Origin of the sequence: Methanobrevibacter sp., assembly GCF_017432245.1 — an archaeon.
GTDB lineage: Archaea > Methanobacteriota > Methanobacteria > Methanobacteriales > Methanobacteriaceae > Methanobrevibacter.
The window spans coordinates 1-20,638 of sequence record NZ_JAFRJO010000104.1; the positions used below are offsets into that span (position 1 = coordinate 1).

Genomic DNA, 20,638 nt, shown 5'->3' on the forward strand with positions numbered 1-20,638 from the left:
AGAAGTTGTTAACACTTTAAAAGTAATGCCTGAAAGCCCAGAAGTAGATTTAGAAGCATTAAAAGCAGCAATCACTGATGCAATGCCTGCAGATGCAGAATTACACGAAATTACTGAAGAACCTATTGCATTCGGTTTAGTGGCTTTAAATGTTGTATTCATCGTAGAAGACGGTGAAGGTGGAACTGGGCCTACTGAAGATGCTATCATTGCTTTAGCTGATGTAGCTCGTGCAGAAATTACTGATTCTAGAATATTAATGTAGCCCAGCTTTTCCGTTGCCTTTGGCAACGCAAAACCTGGACCAAAATATTATCACTTTTTGTGATAAATTTTCTTTTTTAATTTTTAATTATTATTTTAACTCACTATTTTTATTTAAATTACTTTTTTTCAAATTTTCAAAATTTGTTAGTTTGTCTAATCTAATTTTTTATTTTACTTTATTGTTATATTTTTATTATTTTAATTGAATATTGTATAGTATTTTTTATAAATTTTAAAAATTATTCAGTAGTATTACTTTTTATTAAGTATTTAACCAGGTTTATTATAATTTTATTAAAAATCATTCAAAATATTTTATAAAGATTTAAATAATTAATTAACCAAACTAATTATTAGAGATGATTTTTTCCAGCTTATTCCAGAAATGATCAAATCTTAATAATTATTTAGGAGATATAAAAATGAGAGGATTGGCAAGAATCGAACAAGACGTACTCGGCTGGGTTGACATTGAACTCGATGAATGTGGACCTTACGACGCAATCTGTAAACCATTAGCTATGGCACCATGTACTTCAGACGTACACATCGTATGGGGTCATGCATACATGAGTGACGCACCAAACCGTGTAGTAGGACACGAAGCTACTGCTGAAGTTGTAAAAGTAGGGGACAAAGTAAAAGACTTCAAACCTGGAGACCGTGTAATTGTACCTGCTATTACCCCTGACTGGTTAACTGTACCAGCAGAACAAGGATTCTCCCAACACTGTTACGGTATGGGAACAGGTATGAGTTTTGTAACCTTCAAGCACGGTGTATTTGCAGAACAATTCCATGTAAACCAAGCTGACGCTAACTTAGCACACTTGCCTGAACATGTAAGCTTAGAACAAGCTGTAATGATTTCAGACATGATGACAACCGGTTTCTATGCTGCAGAACTTGCAGATATCCAACCTGGTGATACAGTAGCTTGTTTCGGTATTGGTCCTGTAGGTCTTATGGCATTAGCTGGTGCACAAGTTAAAGGTGCTTCCCACCTTATTGCTGTAGGAAGCCGTCCAGCAGCTATTAAAGTAGCTAAAGAATATGGTGCACATGATATTGTAGATTACCACAACGGTAACACAGTAGATCAAATCATGGACTTAACCGATGGAAAAGGAGTAGACAAAGTTGTAATCGGTGGAGGAGGTAAAGACACCCTCTCTGAAGCTTTATCTGTACTTAAAGTCGGTGGTATTATCGGTAACGTATTACACTATGACGGTATTGAAACCATTCCTATCGATGGTCTTTCATGGGGTCAAGGACTTGCTGACAAGACTATCCGTGGTGGAGTATGTCCTGGTGGACGTGCAAGAATGGAAAAATTAGCTAACCTTATTGAATATGGCCGTTTCGACTCATCCAAATTAATCACCCACAAATTCAACAAATTTGATGACATCGAAGAAGCTATGATTTTAATGAGAGACAAACCACGTGACTTAATTAAACCAGCTGTTATCTTAGATGATTAACCCAGCTTTTCCAGTCCTTCGGGCTGCAAAACCTGGACCAAAACTTTTATCACTAGTTGGGAGTGAATTCTCTTAACTAGTTCTTTTACTTTTTTTATATTATTTCATTTCATCTTATTTTATTTCATTGCACTAATTTTAAAACAATTTTTTCAATGCTTTTTTCACTAATTTATTATAAGTTTCATTATAATTTTATTTTTTGATTTAAAATCAATTTTTCATTGTAATATTAGTTTAACAATCTTATTTTTATATTTAAGTCATTTTTAACTGCTTATTTTAAATATAAGTTCATATAAATTAGTTATTGTATTGAAACTGCTTGAATAAGCAAAATAAATTTGGTGTAAATGATATGTTCGATTTGGTTTTGGCATGTTTTATTGGCATTGGAATAGGAACCTGTACAGGGATGGTTCCAGGAATACATGTCAACACTGCAGGTGCCATAATGTTTGCATCCTCAACATTTTTATTGAATTATATATCTGCAGAGTTCTTATGTGTAATCTTTGTTGCAATGTCAATAGCCCATGCCCTAATCGAATTTGTTCCATCAATGCTTCTTGGAGTTCCAGAGGAAGGAACTGCTACATCCATTCTTCCAGGTCATAGGATGGTTTTAGAAGGAAGATCAAAGGAAGCTATTCGCATAGTTTCTGTTGGTGGGTTTGGAGCTATTCTTGTAGTGATTATCATGATGCCTTTCTTTGCAGTGGCACTCCCCTTTCTACAAGGAATATCCAAGCCATATACCTGGATTATCTTGACTGTAGTATCGGTATATATGATTCATAAATTAAGTTCAGGAAATATTGCTTTTCTATGGTCCCTCCTCCTTTTCGTTTTATCAGGCATATTAGGTTGGATAATGCTTCAAACCCCGATATCTTCAGGAATCTCTTTAATGTGCACCTTCAGTGGTTTGTTTGGGATCAGTACGATTTTATTTAGTTTAAATGATAGCTCTTCAATTCCTCATCAAAACAGATTTTATGATTTGGATATTGATTTGGATGCAATTAAAAGCATATTTGCAGGAGGAACTGCCGGAGCTATTTTAGGATTTTTACCAGGATTTGGTCCTGCTCAAGGAAGCATTATAGCTCAAGGGGCATGTGGAACAAGTGATGACAGTGATGATACAAAGAATTTTTTGCTGGCTAATAGTGGATTAAATACTTCAGACACTCTCTTCTCGCTAATAGCTATTTATTTAATTGGTAATCCTAGGAGCGGAATTGCTGTATATATGTCCTATTTGATTTCTGAATTCACTTTATCCCATCTGATGATTTTCACCTTTGCTTCTTTAATTGCAGTTTCAATATCTTTGATGGTCTGTTTGAAATTAGGAGACAGCTTTTCAAATCTTATGCAGGGAATAGATTATAAAAAGCTTTCAATAGGGGTTATCATTTTAATGATTGCAATTTTGTACGCTTTTGCAATAATCTACAAAGGACCAATCTTATATCTTACACTTGCATTGATTACAAGCACTGCAATGGGTTTGCTTCCACATTATTTGGGGGTAAGCAAATCACATCTGATGGGAGTTCTAATCCTGCCTGCTATAATAATTTACATGCAGATGTACATTTAGTGAATTAAATGATAATTTGCTGTTTAACATGATTTGGTGATTTGATGGAAATGAATTCAATCCATAATGCTAAGGAAGATGAAAATGATAATCTGATTCCAAGATACAATGTCTTGAAATTTAACTTTTCAGATGAGGAAAAGCTCATATTGGAAGAGTTGAGGGAAAATCTAATAGATTTGGCTATTTCAGAGAAGATGTCCTCATTTAATGAGGAACTTATTCTCAAGGATATTATCCGTTTTTTAGAAAATAGGTTGCAGAATAGGTTTAATTACGATTATAAGGAAAATCTGGCAAGGAATATGCTCAAGGAACTTATTGGATATGGAGAAATAAGTTCCTTGATTGATGATGACAATCTAGAAGAGATAATGGTGATAGGTGTAAATAAGCCAGTTTTTGTCTATCATAGAAAATATGGGATGATGGAGACTGATCTCTTCTTTGAAGATGAGGAAAAGATAACAAATATCATTGATTCAATAGCACGTGAAACAAACAGGAGAATAGATCAGCAATCCCCGATTTTGGATGCAAGGCTTTCCAATGGTTCAAGAGTTAACGCTACAATCCCCCCATTGTCTGCCAATGGGCCTACTATAACCATTCGTAAATTCAAGAAGGATCCCTTGACTATTGTTGACTTGATAAGATACAACACATTGAATAGTGAAATGGCTTCATTCTTATGGCTATGTGTTGATGGACTTGGAGTAAAGCCGGCAAACATCATCGTATCAGGAGGAACAAGTTCAGGAAAGACAACACTGCTGAATGCACTTTCAATATTTATAAATCCGAAGGAGAGAATCATAACAATTGAAGACACTTTAGAACTCCAAATTCCCCATAATCATATTATTAGGATGGAAGCGAGAACAGTGAATATTGAAAATCAGGGTGAGATAACAATTGAGGATTTGGTTAAAAATTCACTAAGGCAAAGGCCAGATAGAATTATCGTTGGAGAAGTTAGGGGAAATGAGGCAATCACCCTATTCACTGCATTGAATACAGGACATTCAGGATTTGGAACATTGCATGCAAACAATTCACGTGAAACCATTACAAGACTTACAAATGCCCCGATGAATGTTCCCAAAATAATGATTTCATCAATAGATTTCATTATCATGGAAAAGAGAATCTATAGGTCAGATGGAATTTCATACAGAAGAATTACTGAGATTGCTGAAGTTACAGGTATGGAAGAGGGAACAATTCAGTTGAGCAAATTGTTCCAGTGGGATAGTGAAATGGATGAATTCAAAAACCTGACAATAGTTAGTAAAACCTTAGAGGAAATGGCTAATCTAAAGGGAGTTCATATCTCTAAATTGAATGAGGAATGGAAAAGAAGACAGTTGGTTTTGAACTATTTGGTAAAAAATAACGTATCTTGCCAAAAAGATATATCTAAAATTCTTGAAACTTATTATCTCAATCCCGACTATGTATTAAATAAGATTGGTGTTGGATTAGATTGATAGTTTTTAAAAAATTTTCATTTTAATTAGGCGTATTTTTCATATTTTGATAGTTGATTTTCTTTTCATTTTTAGCTTAATTTTAATTTTATTTTTTAGGTTGATGGTGATTGTTATTTTAGATGAATTTTTTATTCAATTAAGCGATCTTTTAATCAGTTCTTTCATAAAAGTCATTGATTTCATTATTTTCATTTTGGATAAATTTCATAATAGAAGAAATTTGGATAATGATAATGAATTTAATGAAGAAAATAATTCCAAAGATGAGTTCAATTTAACTAATGAAGGGATTTTTAAGTTAAATGATCTCTTAAAAAATGATAGCATTTTTGAAGAGCTGGAAAACAGATATTCAAAGGATTCCTCTTCAAATGGATTGAATTCATCAAATCAATCTCAAAATATTTTCAGTAGTTTGAAAGGCACAAGTTATGAAAATGATGAGAATGTAGAAAATAGGGCCAATCAAAATGATGGTAATTTTCTAGGCAATATTAAGGAAAAATTGATTGGTGTTTTATTAAATAACAATTATATTCAAATTGATGAATCTAATTTTTATAATTCAATTTTGAGAATTATTACAATAATCTTCTCTATTCTAGCACTAATCGTTGCTTTAATCAGCTATTTCATATCTTTAGAATTAGGTTTAGCTATTTTCATTTCCATTCTTTTGATTGCAATTTCAATATTATATTATCCAAAGATTAAAAAGCAAAACGATTATGCTTCATTTTCCAAGGAACTTCCATATGCCTTAAGGCAATTGGCAACTGAACTTAGGTCTGGCAGGAGTTTGTTTGATTCATTGGATTCTGTTGCAAGTTCTGATTATGGCATTTTATCTTTAGAGTTTTCGAGAGTCCTTGAAGAGATCAAATATGGGGAAAGTGCAGAAAATGCATTTTTGAATCTTGAAAAAAGAGTTGATTCAAAGGCATTGTCAATGACTATATATGAAATTTTAACAAGTTTAAGGATTGGAGCAAACTTATCAAGTTCATTAAGCATAATTGCAGATGACGTAAACTTTGACATTAGGATGAAATTGAAGGAGTATAGCGAAAAGTTGAATGCATTTGTTATGATCTATACCTTTTTGGCCATTTTAGCTCCAGTCATTCTTTTGACAATGCTTCTTGCAGCATCTGTAGTGATTGGTGATTTGGTTCCTGGTGATTTGATATTGGTTCTTTATTCTGTATTTTTCCCTATGATAATTGTCTTTTTAGGGTTTGCAATAAAAAAATTAGAGCCTAAAATATGATTTATTGAAAAAAATAAGTTAATTATAATGCATGGATGGTGGCTTAAATTTTTAAAATAAAGTGATAAGGAGGAAGAAAATTGGTAATGGCTTGTTGTTTGATTTTAAATTAATGTTTTGATGATCATAAGATAAGAACAATGTTTTGTTTTAGGTGACACATTGTTCTTATAGTTTAAAGAGCATTATTTTTTTATTTTTAATTTGAGCGATATAGTTTAAAAATAGTCTCTTTAAACACAATTTTTAATTTATATTTTTTCATATAAAAAGTTTATTACTTTTTTCTAAAAAAGTATTACTTTTCGTATATTTTTTTATTTTATAGTAATATTTTACACTTCCTTTGATATTTTTCATTTAATTTTTTATTTTCAGATGATATTTACAGCATGAGGAATCTTGGACCTAATTGCATTATGTATTTGAGGAATTGTTGTAGTTACAATTGACTCTTTTGCTATTGCTCCTGCACTTTTATCATCAGCATGGCCTTTGATGATTGTTGCATTCAATTCTTCCTGCAAGTTATCGACAGTAACCTTTTCAATCCATGGATTGCTATCTGTAATTATGATTTCTTCCACTCCTTTCTTGTCCAATTCTTTTGCTACAAGCCATGAAACGAATCTTCCACCATGCAATGAAACTGAATTTCCATTGACGCTGTCAGCTATTTCATCTAAGCTTTTTGGCAGATTCATTTCCTTATACATTTTGGAGTTCTGTATTGTTGCCCAATGAGCATCACCAACTGTAAATGAACCGATTGTTTTTGGATAAATGTTTTCAGGTCCTGCGAGCTTAACTGCATGAGTGAGTGCCAAGAGCTCTTCCCTTTGAACAGGAACTCTTGTAGGGCCTGATTTAATCTCTTCATTCATAATTTCAATTACTCTTGGAAGACCAAATTTCCCTCTTCTTGCAGTTCCAGGTTCAAAACCGCACATGTATCCATGGTGGTTTTTAGGAAAACCGGTGATGATCACATTCAATCCAGACCTAAGTCCTGCTCTACATTCGCTTTCATAAGCTCCATTTGTAGCGACAACCTTTCCAGGACATAAGATTCTGCTCATAGCTATTGCCTTTGCAAAGCTTTCATTGGTGTTTTCACATCTGTTGAATGGTCCTCCTTCAATGACGAAGACATCCACACCCATTTCAATAGCTTTGTTAAAACCAGTAATCAATTCATCGTATCCGTCACCAACGAACATTATGGCTTCAAGTCCTTTTCCATATTTCTTGGCAAGGTTTGCCAAGTCTTCAGCCTCTTCAAGTGGTGCTGCATGACCTTCGTGAGATTGCTCGCTGCTTAAATTGATTGCAACGGAAGATGATAGCTGAACCCATTTTTCCTTGTCCATCTCTTCAGCCTTTTCCTTATCAATCAGTCTTTCATGGATTCTTCCTCTTGGACACTCTGTAAAACTTGGTCCCTTATTGTAGCAGTCTCCTCCACAGCCTGTAATATGTTTTGGCAATCTCATTGCACCATACTTTCCAAAGTGGTCAAGATCCAATGGTACGTCTGTAATGTTATAGACCTCTTCCATTATCTCAACACCTCTTTGCCCATATTTTTCTGCAATGTCTGAAAATGCGTATGCACAAATGTGTATTGGCGCCCCTATCATGTTGGCAAGCATGCAGTTACCAAACAATTCCATCTTTTCCAAGTCTGATGCACAGGTTCCAACAACCACTTCAGTCAAGTCACATCCTATTGGGAACTTTTTAAAACGAGTTCCAAGTTTCATGGTTTCTTCTAAGCTCAATTCGGATATTGCATCTACAACAGATCCTACATCTTTTTCAGTTTTTGCCAATTCTAAAGCACTTTCATCACTATTAATTGATTCCTTAATAAGTTCGTACATTTTTTCCCTCAATTTTGAGTCTTTTAGTAATTTTCAAATAAGTGTTGTAATTTATTCAAATTTTTTTAAAGTATTATCAAAATATGGAAAATCCATAAAAAAATAATACTTTTTTATATAATTTTATTACTAATTCTATTTTTTTATTTAATTTTTCTATAATATAAAAATTTTGTTATTTTATCAGCTTTTATTAGCTTTTTTTCCAATAAAATTTTCGAAGTATTACTTTTAGTTTCATATGGCACAAGGAGTAATAAATAATTTTAAATATGTATTACAATATAATTATTATTACTACTTTGTTAATTAGTATTACTAAATCATTGAAAAATTCGTTTAAGTATTACTCACTTAATTATGTCAAGAATTTTATTAGGTTTTGGCTTCTAATTAAGTGCTTTAAGATGGTGTTAATGAACTTTAAAAGATTATATCATGTTTTACCATGATTCATATATTTTCCCTAAAAGAGAAAGTTTATCCCATTATTAGATTTAGTGATACAATTATCAAATTGAAATATTTTGACAAAGTGGTAAAATATAAAGGAGATATTAAAAATGAAAGTAGCAATTTTAGGTGCTGGCTGTTACAGAACTCACGCAGCTAGTGGAATTACAAATTTCTCTAGAGCTTGTGAAGTAGCAGAAGCAACCGGTAAAGAAAACATTTCTATGACCCACTCTACTATTGAAATGGGTGCTGAACTTTTAGAATTAGCAGGTGTAGACGAAGTTGTTGTAGCAGACCCTGTATTTGACGGTGAATTCACTGTAGTAGAAGACTTCGATTATGCAGATGTAATCGCAGCACACAAAGCAGGAACTCCTGAAGATGTAATGCCTGCAATCAGAGCAAAAGTAGGAGAATTAGCTGAAACTGTACCTAAACCAGCTGGTGGTGCTATTCACTTTACTCACCCAGAAGACTTAGGTATGAAATGTACTACTGATGACCGTGAAGCAGTAGCTGACGCTGACTGGATCATGACCTGGTTACCAGAAGGAGGTATGCAACCTGCAATCATCGAAAAATTCGCTGATGTAATTAAAGACGGTGCTATTGTAACCCACGCATGTACCATTCCAACTCCTAGCTTAAACAAAATCTTCGAAGACTTAGGCAAAAACGTAAATGTAGCTTCCTACCACCCAGGTGCAGTACCTGAAATGAAAGGTCAAGTTTACATTGCAGAAGGATTTGCTGACGCTGCAGCTATTGAAACCTTAAAAGACTTAGGTACCAAAGCAAGAGGATCCGCATTCACCTTACCTGCAAACATGGTAGGTCCTGTATGTGATATGTGTTCCGCAGTAACTGCAATTACCTACGCTGGTCTTTTATCCTACAGAGACACTGTAACCCAAATCTTAGGTGCTCCAGCAGGATTTGCACAAATGATGGCTAACGAAGCATTAACTAACGTAACCAAATTAATGGCAGATGAAGGTATTGACAAAATGGATGATGCATTAAACCCTGGTGCATTATTAGGTACCGCTGACTCCATGAACTTCGGTCCATTATCTGAAATTGTACCTACTATCTTAGAATCTTTAGAAAAAAGATCCAAATAAGTAAATAGGGTCTAAAAGATTAAAAAAGTAGTTGGTCTTTAAAAGATTAAATAATTATTTAGTCTTGAAATAGATTAAAATAAGAATTATAACTTTATTAGTTATAATGGTTGAAATTGCTCTTTAGAGAAATTTTAGCTACCAAATACTAAAGAAATTAAATTTAATAGTCATTAATCTTTTTTGTGAATTTTGGGATTAATGCTATTAATTTAATTCTTTAGCTGCATTAAATAATAGGTTATTATTTAAATTTCTAGAAAACTCATGGAAAATAATAACGAATTATCTAATGAATAAATATTTGTATATATTATTATTTATTTATTATCATAATTTTTAGAATTTTAAAAAAAATAATTCAAAATTTATTATTATTTTAATAATTCTATTAAAAAATAAGATGGTTCTGTTATATTTTATTCATAAGTTTTTATATTTTTTATTTTTCTGTTTAATGTAATTAGATTAATATTTTGATTATTTTAATGCATCAGATTAATGTTTATAAAGCTTATTGAATTGGAATTTATGAAATGTTAATCTAATTATTATTAAATAATTATTTGTTTATTCATAAGTGTAAGGTGTTAACTTGATAGAATCTATCTTAGAAAAAGCTAAAAATAGAGAAAAATTAAGTAGAAATGAATTAATCCAATTATTTGAAATAGATGATGAAGAGAATTTAAAGAGATTGTGTGATGTCGCTTGTGAAATTCGCAATGAATGTTCTGATGTAATCAAATTGACATCAACTATTCATCTTACAAATAAATGTCAAGTTCAACCAAGATGCAAATACTGTGGCTTTGCTGCAAAGACTTCTTCAATTGGATATTATGATGCATTCTATAAATCCGATGAGGAAATACGAGAGGCAGCTAAATGTGTTGAGAAATCAGGCATTCCTAGAATAAGCTGCTCTGGAGGACATGGTTATAAAGGCAAGCAGGCAGTCAATGCTGCAAGAATTGTAAAAGGAGAAACTTCATTAGAGATCTTAGTCAATGTAGGTGCTGACTTAACTCAAGAGGCCGTTGATGAATTGAAGAAATGCAATGCTGATACAGTTTGCTGCAATTTAGAAACAATCAATGAGGATGTTTTCAATTTTGTAAAGCCTGGTGAAAAATTATCTGACCGTATAAACATTTGTCAGATGGTATCTGATGCAGGCATTGGCTTATCTTCAGGATTATTGATTGGCCTTGGAGAGTCTTATGAAGATAGGGTTGACCATTTATTGTTCTTAGGAACTTTTGACAGTTTGGAAGAGATTCCTATTATGGGATTCAACCCTTATGTTGACACTCCTATGGAGAATCATCCTCCTTGTTCAATTGAAGAGCAATTGAAGACTATAGCCATTACAAGAATCATGTATCCTCGCATTAGAATCACTGTTCCAACACCAACCATTGGTCCTAAGAATGTTGAGCTTCCTTTGCTTGCAGGTGCAAACAACTTGGCAACTGTCATTCCTGAGGATTATCCTTTAGTGGTTAAGGGAGTAGGAAACCCTGATTATGGCAATTTGCATGAAGTGATTTCAGTTGTTGAAGACTTAGGCCTTGAAGTTCAGCTTCATGCTTAGACTCATCGTCAAAAGAGTTTAATTCCATTCACGAACTTTTTCTTTTTTTATTTTCGGTGGTAAAATGGCATTTGAAGAAAGCATTAGAAAAGCATCAATTCAATCTTATGAAGGGACTCGTAAAGGAGACACTATTGAAGAGATTAGGGCTATTCAAGATTATATTCGCAGTGCAAAGATTGTTGTCCCTAATAAGAATGGTATTAAAGTGGAAGTGATCAATGAAGTTCTGAATAGATTCGATATCCCATCTGCAGAATATCTGCAAGTTAATACCAATTACGCTGATTTCAGCCGTATGCCTGCAGTTGCAAAAGCCATGATTGCAGTGGATCAATCAGATGCCGATTTAGTCATTGCCAGAGGCCGTTTAGGAATTCCTGGTTCTGGTTCCTTTATGGTTTTTATGGACAACAAGTCTAGAATTCTCACTGCAGCCTCTTCTCCATCGCATGTGATTCACAAGCAATCTTTGGAGGAGACAGTATATAATGAAACATTGGAGGCATTAAAGAAAGTTGGCTTTGAATGTGATGAGGATATTTGATTTTAGATTCTTGAGATGGTTTAATGAGCAATAATGAGTATGATACTGGAATAAGTTCAGAGGTTTTTACAGTAAAATCAGATGTCAGTTTGATTGACATTTTCAATCTGATTTTGGAAAAGAAAGCAGATGCTGCATTAAGCTTATTCAATAGTCTAAATGATGATGGAACTATCGATAAGGAAAGCTCTATCGTAGTCATTGGAACCTATTTTACAGGAATAGCCATTGCAAAATATTTGTCATTTAATAATTTCAAGGACATAACTATTGTGGATATTTATCCTCATTTGGAAGGATTGATAGATTCAAAATTAGGAAATCCCATTATTGCTGAAGTGGATAATGAAGAAAATTTTTTCAAGGAAAATTTTAAGAATATCAAATTTTCTTCCGATTTGGATTTGATTAAAAATGCTGATGCTGTAATTGACACTACTGGATTGGGAGGAATAAATGAAAGCCAGTCTGAAGCTATTTTTACAAAGGTTTTCCTCATTGAGGATCCTATAGCAGAAGAGAATGATTCTTTGCTTAAGGATAAGAATAACATTTACAATAGAGCAAATATGGTTAATTCTTATAATAAGTTTGTTCTCAAAACCAAAGGTTTGAATACAAAAACGTCTGGAACAATGACTTTAGCTATAGATGTCTTAAGACAATCCATGAATAGCATTTTAGCTAGGGATGGAGTTCTTTATTGTGCATCTGAAATGACATTTTATGAAGAGATTATCTTTAAGGAAAAGGATTTGGAGAAATTCTTTAATTTGATAGAATTGCCAGTCCTAAAGGTTTCAACAATCCAGCCATTTGACTGTGATGCCATAATTAATGAGTTTATTGATGAGATTTATTCAGAGATATTAGCTAGGTGGTAATGAGTTTTATTTATGAGTTTATTATGAGTTTTATTATTAAGAATTTTTAGGGATATTAGTTAGGTGGTATTGTGTTTGCAAATGATATTTTTAATGTTTTAGATGAATTGGTTCCTCGTAAATATGCATTGAAAAATGACAATGTAGGATATTTCAGTAAAAGTTATGAAAATTTAGATATTAAGAATATTAATGTTTTGTTGGATTTATTGCCTGAAGATGATTTGAAATTTGAGGAAGGGGAACTGGTTATTTCACATCATCCTCCTTTGTTCATGCCAAAGACTCCAACATATGTTGTCCATTCGAATTGGGATATCATAAATGGGGGCTCAAATGATGCTTTGGCTTATTATTTAGGTTTAAAGCCAATGTCCATTTTCCATAAGCAGACTGGTATAGGCAGAATATGCTCTTCAACAAAGACATTGGATCAGTTTTTAGCATTGGTTTGCTATAAGTTCGGTCCTGAAAATGTCCGTTTGGTTAATGATGGGGATTTCGATAAGATGCTTAGAAAGATAGCTATTGTCTCTGGATTTGGCCTAAGCAATAAGGAGTTTATTAAATTGGCAAAGGACAGGTCTGTTGATGCCTTTGTATCTGGAGACTTAAACCATTCAAATGCAATTCTAGCTAAAAAATTAGGAGTAACCCTAATTGATGTGTCACATCATATAATAGAACTTCCAGGATTGTTTGCCTTAACACAGATGCTAAAGAACAATCATGAGATTGACGTTCCTGTAGAAATGATAGACACAGGAGTTCCATGGAAATATATCTCTGCGGATTTCTAGCAATCAAAAAACTTTTTATTTTTATAAATTTATGAAATTTTAATTTACAATTTTTATTAGTGATAAAATGATTCAAGATATGGAAAATAATAAGATTCCTAAAGGAAGTATAGACTTAGTTGGATTTGGCAGATTAGGCTTAAGAACAGGTATTAATCTCATTCAAATTCACAGAGGAGGCCCTGATAAAATAACTGTTATAGATGGACAGAAGATTTCAGAATCTGATATAATCTTTTTATTGAAAGGGGCAAAAGCAGGAACATATAAATCTGATTTCTTAAAAGAAATTTCAACTCACAAAAAGGAATTTAGAGAAGTTGTTTCAATTACAGAGGATATTAATGAAGATAATTTGGATTTAATCACTGGAGATGTTGTCGTTATTGAGATAGCTGGTGGAAATACAATCCCTACCGCAGCAAACATCATCAAGAAAGCACATGAAAACGGTTCCAAAACCATAGGGACTGCAGGAATTTTCGGTATTGGAGATGAGGAAATTGTTGTTAAGGACATTTCCGAATTTGATGATTCAAATCCTGTCGTTGAAGAATTAAGAAAAGAGGGAATCGTTAAGGATCACATGCTCATATCTACAAACACCTTTATTCGTGATTCAATTCCAATCACTCCTTATGTCTTGGATGATATTGCAAATATAATTACAAAAGAGGCCTTAAAATTATTGATTGAAAAGAATAATGAATAATGGGCTCTTTCTGAAGGTTTGAAAATGATTACAATAGCTACTGCAGAATGCTTTACTCATGGAATATTGGCTCGGGAAATTCATGCCCTTGCTCAAGGATATGAAGATAATTTTGGGTCTAACTATTCCTATTTAGTCAATAAGGTTCAAAAGGATTGCCTAAAAGATGCAATTAGGGAGGATAAATGCTCTATTTTTGATTTGACTGATTTGAGTGTGACATGCGGCTTGTTCATACCTACTTTAGATGCAGTTAAATCCATTCTCCAAATTGAAAATCCAGTAGAGCCATTGGAATTGGTCAAGGGAATAAAAGTTTATGATGACGATGGGGATATTGAAATGTCTATCCTAATGGCAGAAGCTGCTAAAAAAATATCTAACTCATCTATAGGAATAGGTACAACTGCAGGGATTGGATATGGTGGTATCGCTATCGTTGATGATGATATGATTATAAGCACAAGTTCTGATGTAAGTGCTAATTTAATTGATGCTGATTCCAATAATTTGTACATGCGTCAAAAGAGTGGAATAGAGAAAACATTAAAAATATTAATCTATTATCTGAATGGCAATTTTGATAGGTTTAACGCTTTACAAAATGTCAATATTATTTATAAATGATCTCTAAGTTTTCAATAAATTTGAACTTCTATTTTATTTTTCATCTTACTTATTTTTTATATGTACTTGTTATTAGGTATACCTAAACTTTATATATTATGAAAACAAAAATAATATTAGGTTTTAGGTATACCTAATTAATCTATGTTAGGTAATCTTTTTATTTTCATTTTAATTAACAATCCAAAAATATTTTTAAAAAGCAATACATTTTATTTTAAAAATATCCCCATTTTTAAAACGAAATTTTAAAAATTTTAATTAAACTACAAAATACCTCAAAATAATGAGATTTCATCTAACACGGATTTAGGTATGCCTAAATTTCCTACTTTTATTGATAATTATTTTAATTTCTTAAGAGGTTATAAAATGATAAAAAAATTAAATGAACTCAAATCTGGAGAAACCGGAGTTTTAGCTTCTTACGGTTCCGGCGGTGACTTGGAATTAAAAAGACATTTGCTTGGTATGGGCTTTGTTAAAGGTGCTGATGTAGAAGTGGAAAAAGTGGCACCTCTCGGAGATCCTATTCAAGTTAAGGTTAAAGGATACTCTGTATGTCTTAGAAAAGAGGAAGCTAAAAACATTGAAGTGGAAGTATAGATTCCTCTATTTAATTTCTCAAATTTTATTTTTACAGATTTTATTTTTATTATTAAATTTTTAAAGGTATAAATATGGCAAATCTTAAAATAGGTTTAGCAGGTAATCCTAATGTAGGAAAAACCACTTTATTCAATACTTTAACTGGTTTAAACCAACATGTAGGTAATTGGCCTGGTAAAACCGTAGCACAAGCAAAAGGTCATTATAAGCATAATGGCAATGAAGTTGAAGTAATAGATTTACCTGGTAACTATGCTTTAAGTGCTCATTCTATGGAAGAGATTGTATCAAGAGACTTCATCGTGGATGAAGATTCTGATGTGATTGTAAACATAATAGATGCAGCTAACATTGAGAGAAACTTGTATCTCACTGTTCAAATGATGGAACTTGGAGCTAACTTGGTTGTAGCCTTGAACATGAATAAGTATGCTCAAGACAAAGGCTATACCATTGATGCAAATAAGCTTTCTGAGTTATTGGGAGTTCCTGTTGTTGAAATTGAAGCAAATAGTGATACAGGTAAGGAAGAATTACTTAAAACAGTTGAACAAGCAGCTCAAAACCCAGTGAACACTACTGAAAGGTTGGTTTATAACAATGAACTTAAGGAACATATTGCTGAGCTTCAGGCTGTTATAGAAGAAGACAAGAATTTATTAGACGTTCCTTCATCTTGGATTGCAATCAAATTGCTTGAAAACGATGAGATTGTAGAAGAGAAAATTGAAGGGTCTTCAAAAAGAAATAAGATTCAGGCTGAAACCAAAAGGATCAAGGAACATTTGGAAGGCATTTTCGGTGAAGGCAGTGAAGAGGTTATTGCAAATGCAAGATATGCATTCATTGATGGGCTCTTGAAGGAATCCCTTTCAAAACCTGACCACTTGAAAGTGTCCATCAGTGAGAAAATCGATAAAATTGTTACAAACAGAATATTAGGGTTCCCAATTTTCATAGTCATAATGTATGCAATGTTTGAGATTGTATTTACATTCGGTGCACCTTTCCAAGACTTGATTGATGAGTTCTTTGGAATTCTTGGTGACTTCATTTTAGGTGTTATTGGTGAAACAATGCTTTCATCATTCCTCGTCAATGGGCTCATTGGAGGAGTAGGTGGAGTGCTTGTATTCTTGCCTCAAATTATTCTGTTATTCCTGATTATCAGTTTCCTTGAAGATTGCGGTTACTTGGCAAGAGCAGCATTTGTTATGGACAAGCTTATGCACAAGTTTGTTGGATTGCATGGTAAGGCATTCATTCCTATGCTTTTAGGATTCGGTTGTGGAGTGCCAGGTATTATGGCAACCAGAACCATGGAAAACGAAAAGGACAGATTGATCACTATGTTGATTGTGCCGTTCATGTCCTGTTCCGCTAGAATGCCAGTGTACCTATTGTTAGTTGGCGCATTCTTTGCAGCTCATGAAAGCCTTGTAATCTTATCATTATACTTGCTTGGTGTAATTGTAGCGATTATTGTTGCATTCATATTGAGAAAAACCACATTTAAGGAAATGTCCGCTCCGTTTGTAATGGAATTGCCTGATTATAAATTGCCTACTATCAGAGGTATCTTAATGCACACCCTTGAAAAATCCTGGGGATTCATTAAGAAGGCAGGAACCATTATTTTAGTTGCAAGTATTGTAATCTGGATGTTAAGTTACTTCCCTGCAGGAGTTGAATACGGGTCTCAAGAAAGTGCTATCGGTACTATCGGTACTGTAATCGCACCGGTATTTGCTCCTTTAGGATTCGGTGAATGGCAACCTGCTGTAGCATTGGCATTTGGTCTTGTTGCTAAGGAGGTTGTAGTTGGTACCTTCAGTTCGCTCTTTGGAGTTGCCGAGGAGGGAGCCGGAATCGCCGCAGCAATGCATGGAATATTCACCCCTCTTACAGCTTATGTATTCATGGTATTTGTATTGCTGTACATCCCTTGTTTCGCAGCTCTTGGTGCAATCAAACAGGAAACCGGCGGATGGAAATATCCATTGATCATGTCTGCAGTTACCTTAGTGACTGCATATGTGGTAGCCTTCATAGTATATATGGTAGGACTGGGATTAGGATTGGGTTAACCCAATTCTAATTTTTATTTTTTTATAAATTCAACCAATTTTTAATTTATTTTAAGGTGATATCATGCAATGTAGAATGTGTGGCTTTGAATTTGATCCACTTAAAGGAGGATCCTGTGGAAGCTGTGGACAATGCAAAGGTTGCAATAATGCAATTTGTCCAAGATGTGGATATGGAAATTCACTTTCTTATGAAAAGGAGTTTGATTACATTTCAAAGCTTCAAAGAAAATTAAAATCATTTAAATCAAGAGCAAAAATATGAATTTTTTTCATTTTTGCTATTTTTTCAATATTTCGTTAACTATTTTTCCCATTTAACATCAACTATTTTTCAATATAATCATAAGTTTTTCATATATTTTTCCAAAATTAGTATTACTATTTAAACGGATTTTTAATGTTTAGTAATACTAAACAAACATTTATATAGTCTTATTTTATATATAATATTGTTTAATCAATTTTTATTCAAAATTGACTACTTTATTGTCTTTATTAGTAAAATAAACTCTAAATAATGGGATTTAGTATTACTTTTGATTTTGATAAATTTACAAAAAGTATTACTTTAGTATTACTGATGAGATAATAATTTTATAAAATGTATTACTTTTTAAATACTTATTAAAAAAATCAATTTACTCAAAATTCATAGGGTAATAACGAGTATTACTTTTGATTGGTTTTTCTAAGATTATAAAAAGTGATATGGTGTGATTATAAATCAAACTTAAAAAATGGAGGAAAAATAATATGCATATACCTGATGGTTTTATACCTCTTGCTCAATGTGCAATCTACTACATCATTATGATTGTAGCATTGTACTTCTCTGCTAAATGGGCAAGAGCAAATCTTGATGAAAAACGTATACCATTGCTTGCAGTATTAGCTGCAGGTATTTTTGCAATCATGTCCATGAACATGCCAATTCCATTTGGTACCAGTGGTCACATGGTTGGTGGAGCATTAGTAGCTATTGTATTTATGGCTCCTGAAGCTGCTGTTTTAGTATTCACTGCAGTATTGCTTATTCAAGCTTTATTCTTCGGAGACGGAGGAATCACTGCTTTAGGTGCAAATGTATTCAACATGGCAATTGTTGGAGGATGTGTCGGTCTTTTTACCTTTAAAGGATTACAAGGTCTGATTGGTAAATACCCATCTGCATTTGTAGCAGCATGGCTTGCAACCTTAGTTGCAGCAGTTGTAGCTGCAATTGAAATGGCTATTGCAGGAACTTTCCCATTGACTGTAGGAATTGCTTCTATGGCACTTTACCATGCATTTATTGGTATAATTGAAGGAGTATTAACTGTAATTGTTCTTTATGCTCTTGAAAAATTCAGACCAGACTTGTTGGCATGGAACAGAGAATAGGGTGGTAATATGGAATTAAGTCAAAGTGATAAATATTTAATTGTTGTAGGGATTATATTTTGCATTGCTTTAGCAGTATTATCTCCTTACATTGCATCTGGCGATCCGGACGGATTAGAAAAATCCGCTGAAGATGCAGCGGTTGGTGAAGATGTTGAAGCTCCAGTCATGGAGTCACCATTCCCAGACTATACCTATGAGCCTTTAGACAAATTAGGCGAAATCGGTGTTTTAATATTCGGTGGACTGATTACACTTGTTCTTGGTTTAGGTATAGGTTATGCATTAAAAAAATCTAACTAATTCTATTGGTTAGTTGAATAATTTAAAATCTCTTAGTATTTTAAATTTTTTAAAAAGCGGATCTTGGATACGGATTAATATTAATTCCTATCCTTGATTTTCTCTTTTTCTATTCATTTCTTCTTTTTAAAATTTTACAAAACTTTCTTAATTTACAATTAGTAATACTTTTTAACTGTTTTTGACCAGATTAGTAATACTTTCTCTTTATTTATCTAAAGTAATACTTTTTGGGCTTATTTTGTCAAATTAGTAATAATTATTGATTTAAATAAATAAATATTTATAATTAAAGGCCAATACTTATATTATAAATTTTATTTAAATTTTATAATTTTTTAATTATTTTTTTAATTATATTATCTTATTATTTTATGAATTAATGGGGATAAAATGGCGATAGAACAAGTTAGATCATTAGAATTCATAGCTTCCAGGGATTCAATCATCCATAATTTGGAAGGAAGGGTTAAGCTTGTAGCCATTTTGCTTATTATTCTTTTCGCTGTTTTTTCAGATAGATTAATAGTTCCAATCGTATTGGAATGCTTTTTACTAATAGTAATGTTTTTAGCTGGTTTATCATTTAAGGAAAGCTTTAAGAGAGTGCTACTTCTTTTGCCATTCGGAGGTTTTGTCATAGCATTCCAACCATTCATACACCCTGGAAATATAATTTGGCAGGGTCCTTATTCATGGTTGTTTATAACAGACACTGGTTTAAATTGGACAGTTCTTTTATTTGCTAGATTGATTGTTTGTTTAACAGCTATTGTTATCCTTTCATCCACCTCTCCTATGCAGGAAGTTGTACAATCCTTTAGAAAGCTTGGAATGCCTAGAGATCTTGCTATGATTCTTACAATTATGGTAAGGTTCCTATTTATCTTTGTAGATGAATTAAGGGACATCAGGCAATCCATGACATCAAGAAACTTTGATCCATTCAATGATGATATTTCTTATAAATGGAGAGTGAGGCAAGTTGGATACAGCATAGCAATGATGTTCTTAAAGGCCTACGAAAAGGGGGAAACCATTTATTTAAGTATGGCAAGCAGATGCTTCTCAGACAATTCCAATTTGTATCATGCAAAGACAATCATTGGAAGGTCTGAATATATTTATTTGGCTATAATCATTGGAATTATAATTGTTTTGCAATTGCTTGTAATGTTTTATTCTCCTAATTTAGCTTATTTAGGTGTTTCATTATCATTGTAGTTTTTATTCATGATCATATATTTCCTCTTTTTATTGTTCGATAATTTAGGCAAACCTAAAAATTTAGAAAGGTTTATATACTATGAAGACTAATCTATAATTAACAATAAGTTTAGGCATACCTAAATTATTGTGTTATTGAATAAAAATCTGTAATAATCTTGGTTAATGATAAATTCCTAAATTCAAGTTATTGAACATAGTATTAGTTTAATCATAAAATCCAAATCTCTTGAATTTGAAATTTATTATTAATTTTAGTTTAATGAGTTTTAC

19 protein-coding genes are annotated in these 20,638 nt (G+C 32.7%); 18 read left to right on the plus strand and 1 reads right to left on the minus strand.

The features are described 5' to 3' along the window. From IJI80_RS08135 to IJI80_RS08155, 5 genes are all read left to right on the plus strand, one after another. Positions 1 to 265: elongation factor 1-beta (locus tag IJI80_RS08135; RefSeq protein ID WP_292789310.1), on the plus strand; the 265-nt coding region annotated here is incomplete at its 5' end. Positions 266 to 689: 424 nt separating this feature from the next. Beyond that, positions 690 to 1,754, plus strand: a complete 1,065-nt coding sequence (locus tag IJI80_RS08140; protein ID WP_292789313.1) for an NAD(P)-dependent alcohol dehydrogenase — start codon at positions 690 to 692, stop codon at positions 1,752 to 1,754. A 358-nt stretch (positions 1,755 to 2,112) separates the two neighbouring features. Beyond that, on the plus strand, positions 2,113 to 3,363 hold the full coding sequence (locus tag IJI80_RS08145) for a tripartite tricarboxylate transporter permease (RefSeq protein ID WP_292789316.1): 1,251 nt from the start codon (positions 2,113 to 2,115) through the stop codon (positions 3,361 to 3,363). A 44-nt stretch (positions 3,364 to 3,407) separates the two neighbouring features. Beyond that, complete coding sequence (locus IJI80_RS08150) at positions 3,408 to 4,853, plus strand: CpaF family protein (protein WP_292789318.1); 1,446 nt, start codon at positions 3,408 to 3,410, stop codon at positions 4,851 to 4,853. 103 nt (positions 4,854 to 4,956) lie between these two features. Further along, complete coding sequence (locus IJI80_RS08155; protein WP_292789320.1) at positions 4,957 to 6,126, plus strand: type II secretion system F family protein; 1,170 nt, start codon at positions 4,957 to 4,959, stop codon at positions 6,124 to 6,126. Between the two features lie 374 nt (positions 6,127 to 6,500). Here IJI80_RS08155 and hmdC read toward each other — a convergent pair whose 3' ends face one another. Beyond that, complete coding sequence (gene hmdC / locus IJI80_RS08160) at positions 6,501 to 8,009, minus strand: 5,10-methenyltetrahydromethanopterin hydrogenase cofactor biosynthesis protein HmdC (protein ID WP_292789323.1); 1,509 nt, start codon at positions 8,007 to 8,009, stop codon at positions 6,501 to 6,503. Between the two features lie 563 nt (positions 8,010 to 8,572). Between hmdC and hmd the strand changes: the two genes are divergently transcribed. From hmd to cbiQ, 13 genes are all read left to right on the plus strand, one after another. Continuing rightward, the gene (hmd, locus tag IJI80_RS08165) at positions 8,573 to 9,589 is read left to right on the plus strand and encodes a 5,10-methenyltetrahydromethanopterin hydrogenase (protein ID WP_292789326.1); all 1,017 of its coding nucleotides are present in this window, start codon (positions 8,573 to 8,575) and stop codon (positions 9,587 to 9,589) included. A gap of 595 nt (positions 9,590 to 10,184) precedes the next feature. Continuing rightward, the gene (hmdB, locus tag IJI80_RS08170; protein WP_292789329.1) at positions 10,185 to 11,186 is read left to right on the plus strand and encodes a 5,10-methenyltetrahydromethanopterin hydrogenase cofactor biosynthesis protein HmdB; all 1,002 of its coding nucleotides are present in this window, start codon (positions 10,185 to 10,187) and stop codon (positions 11,184 to 11,186) included. Positions 11,187 to 11,250: 64 nt separating this feature from the next. After that, entirely contained in the window at positions 11,251 to 11,733 is a 483-nt protein-coding gene (locus IJI80_RS08175) for a DUF3236 domain-containing protein (RefSeq protein WP_292789332.1), read from the plus strand. 23 nt (positions 11,734 to 11,756) lie between these two features. Further along, positions 11,757 to 12,617: an SAM-dependent methyltransferase HcgC family protein gene (locus IJI80_RS08180; RefSeq protein WP_292789335.1), complete on the plus strand. Its 861-nt coding sequence runs from the start codon at positions 11,757 to 11,759 to the stop codon at positions 12,615 to 12,617. A gap of 71 nt (positions 12,618 to 12,688) precedes the next feature. Further along, positions 12,689 to 13,417 (plus strand): Nif3-like dinuclear metal center hexameric protein, encoded by a 729-nt coding sequence (locus IJI80_RS08185; protein WP_292789338.1) that lies wholly within the window; start codon positions 12,689 to 12,691, stop codon positions 13,415 to 13,417. 67 nt (positions 13,418 to 13,484) lie between these two features. Then, the gene (locus tag IJI80_RS08190; protein WP_292789341.1) at positions 13,485 to 14,129 is read left to right on the plus strand and encodes a ThiF family adenylyltransferase; all 645 of its coding nucleotides are present in this window, start codon (positions 13,485 to 13,487) and stop codon (positions 14,127 to 14,129) included. A gap of 24 nt (positions 14,130 to 14,153) precedes the next feature. Further along, positions 14,154 to 14,756, plus strand: coding sequence for a UPF0254 family protein (locus IJI80_RS08195; protein WP_292789343.1), 603 nt, complete (start codon positions 14,154 to 14,156; stop codon positions 14,754 to 14,756). A gap of 372 nt (positions 14,757 to 15,128) precedes the next feature. After that, positions 15,129 to 15,362, plus strand: a complete 234-nt coding sequence (locus tag IJI80_RS08200) for a FeoA family protein (RefSeq protein WP_292789346.1) — start codon at positions 15,129 to 15,131, stop codon at positions 15,360 to 15,362. Positions 15,363 to 15,436: 74 nt separating this feature from the next. After that, positions 15,437 to 17,452: a ferrous iron transport protein B gene (feoB, locus tag IJI80_RS08205; RefSeq protein ID WP_292789349.1), complete on the plus strand. Its 2,016-nt coding sequence runs from the start codon at positions 15,437 to 15,439 to the stop codon at positions 17,450 to 17,452. A gap of 64 nt (positions 17,453 to 17,516) precedes the next feature. Further along, on the plus strand, positions 17,517 to 17,717 hold the full coding sequence (locus IJI80_RS08210) for a hypothetical protein (protein ID WP_292789352.1): 201 nt from the start codon (positions 17,517 to 17,519) through the stop codon (positions 17,715 to 17,717). A 491-nt stretch (positions 17,718 to 18,208) separates the two neighbouring features. Beyond that, positions 18,209 to 18,835 carry a cobalt transporter CbiM gene (cbiM, locus tag IJI80_RS08215; RefSeq protein ID WP_292789355.1) on the plus strand — a complete coding sequence of 209 codons (627 nt, stop codon included), beginning with the start codon at positions 18,209 to 18,211 and terminating at the stop codon, positions 18,833 to 18,835. 9 nt (positions 18,836 to 18,844) lie between these two features. Continuing rightward, complete coding sequence (locus tag IJI80_RS08220) at positions 18,845 to 19,138, plus strand: PDGLE domain-containing protein (protein WP_292789358.1); 294 nt, start codon at positions 18,845 to 18,847, stop codon at positions 19,136 to 19,138. A 393-nt stretch (positions 19,139 to 19,531) separates the two neighbouring features. Beyond that, positions 19,532 to 20,362 (plus strand): cobalt ECF transporter T component CbiQ, encoded by an 831-nt coding sequence (gene cbiQ / locus IJI80_RS08225; protein ID WP_292789361.1) that lies wholly within the window; start codon positions 19,532 to 19,534, stop codon positions 20,360 to 20,362. The last annotated feature ends 276 nt before the right edge of the window (positions 20,363 to 20,638 follow it).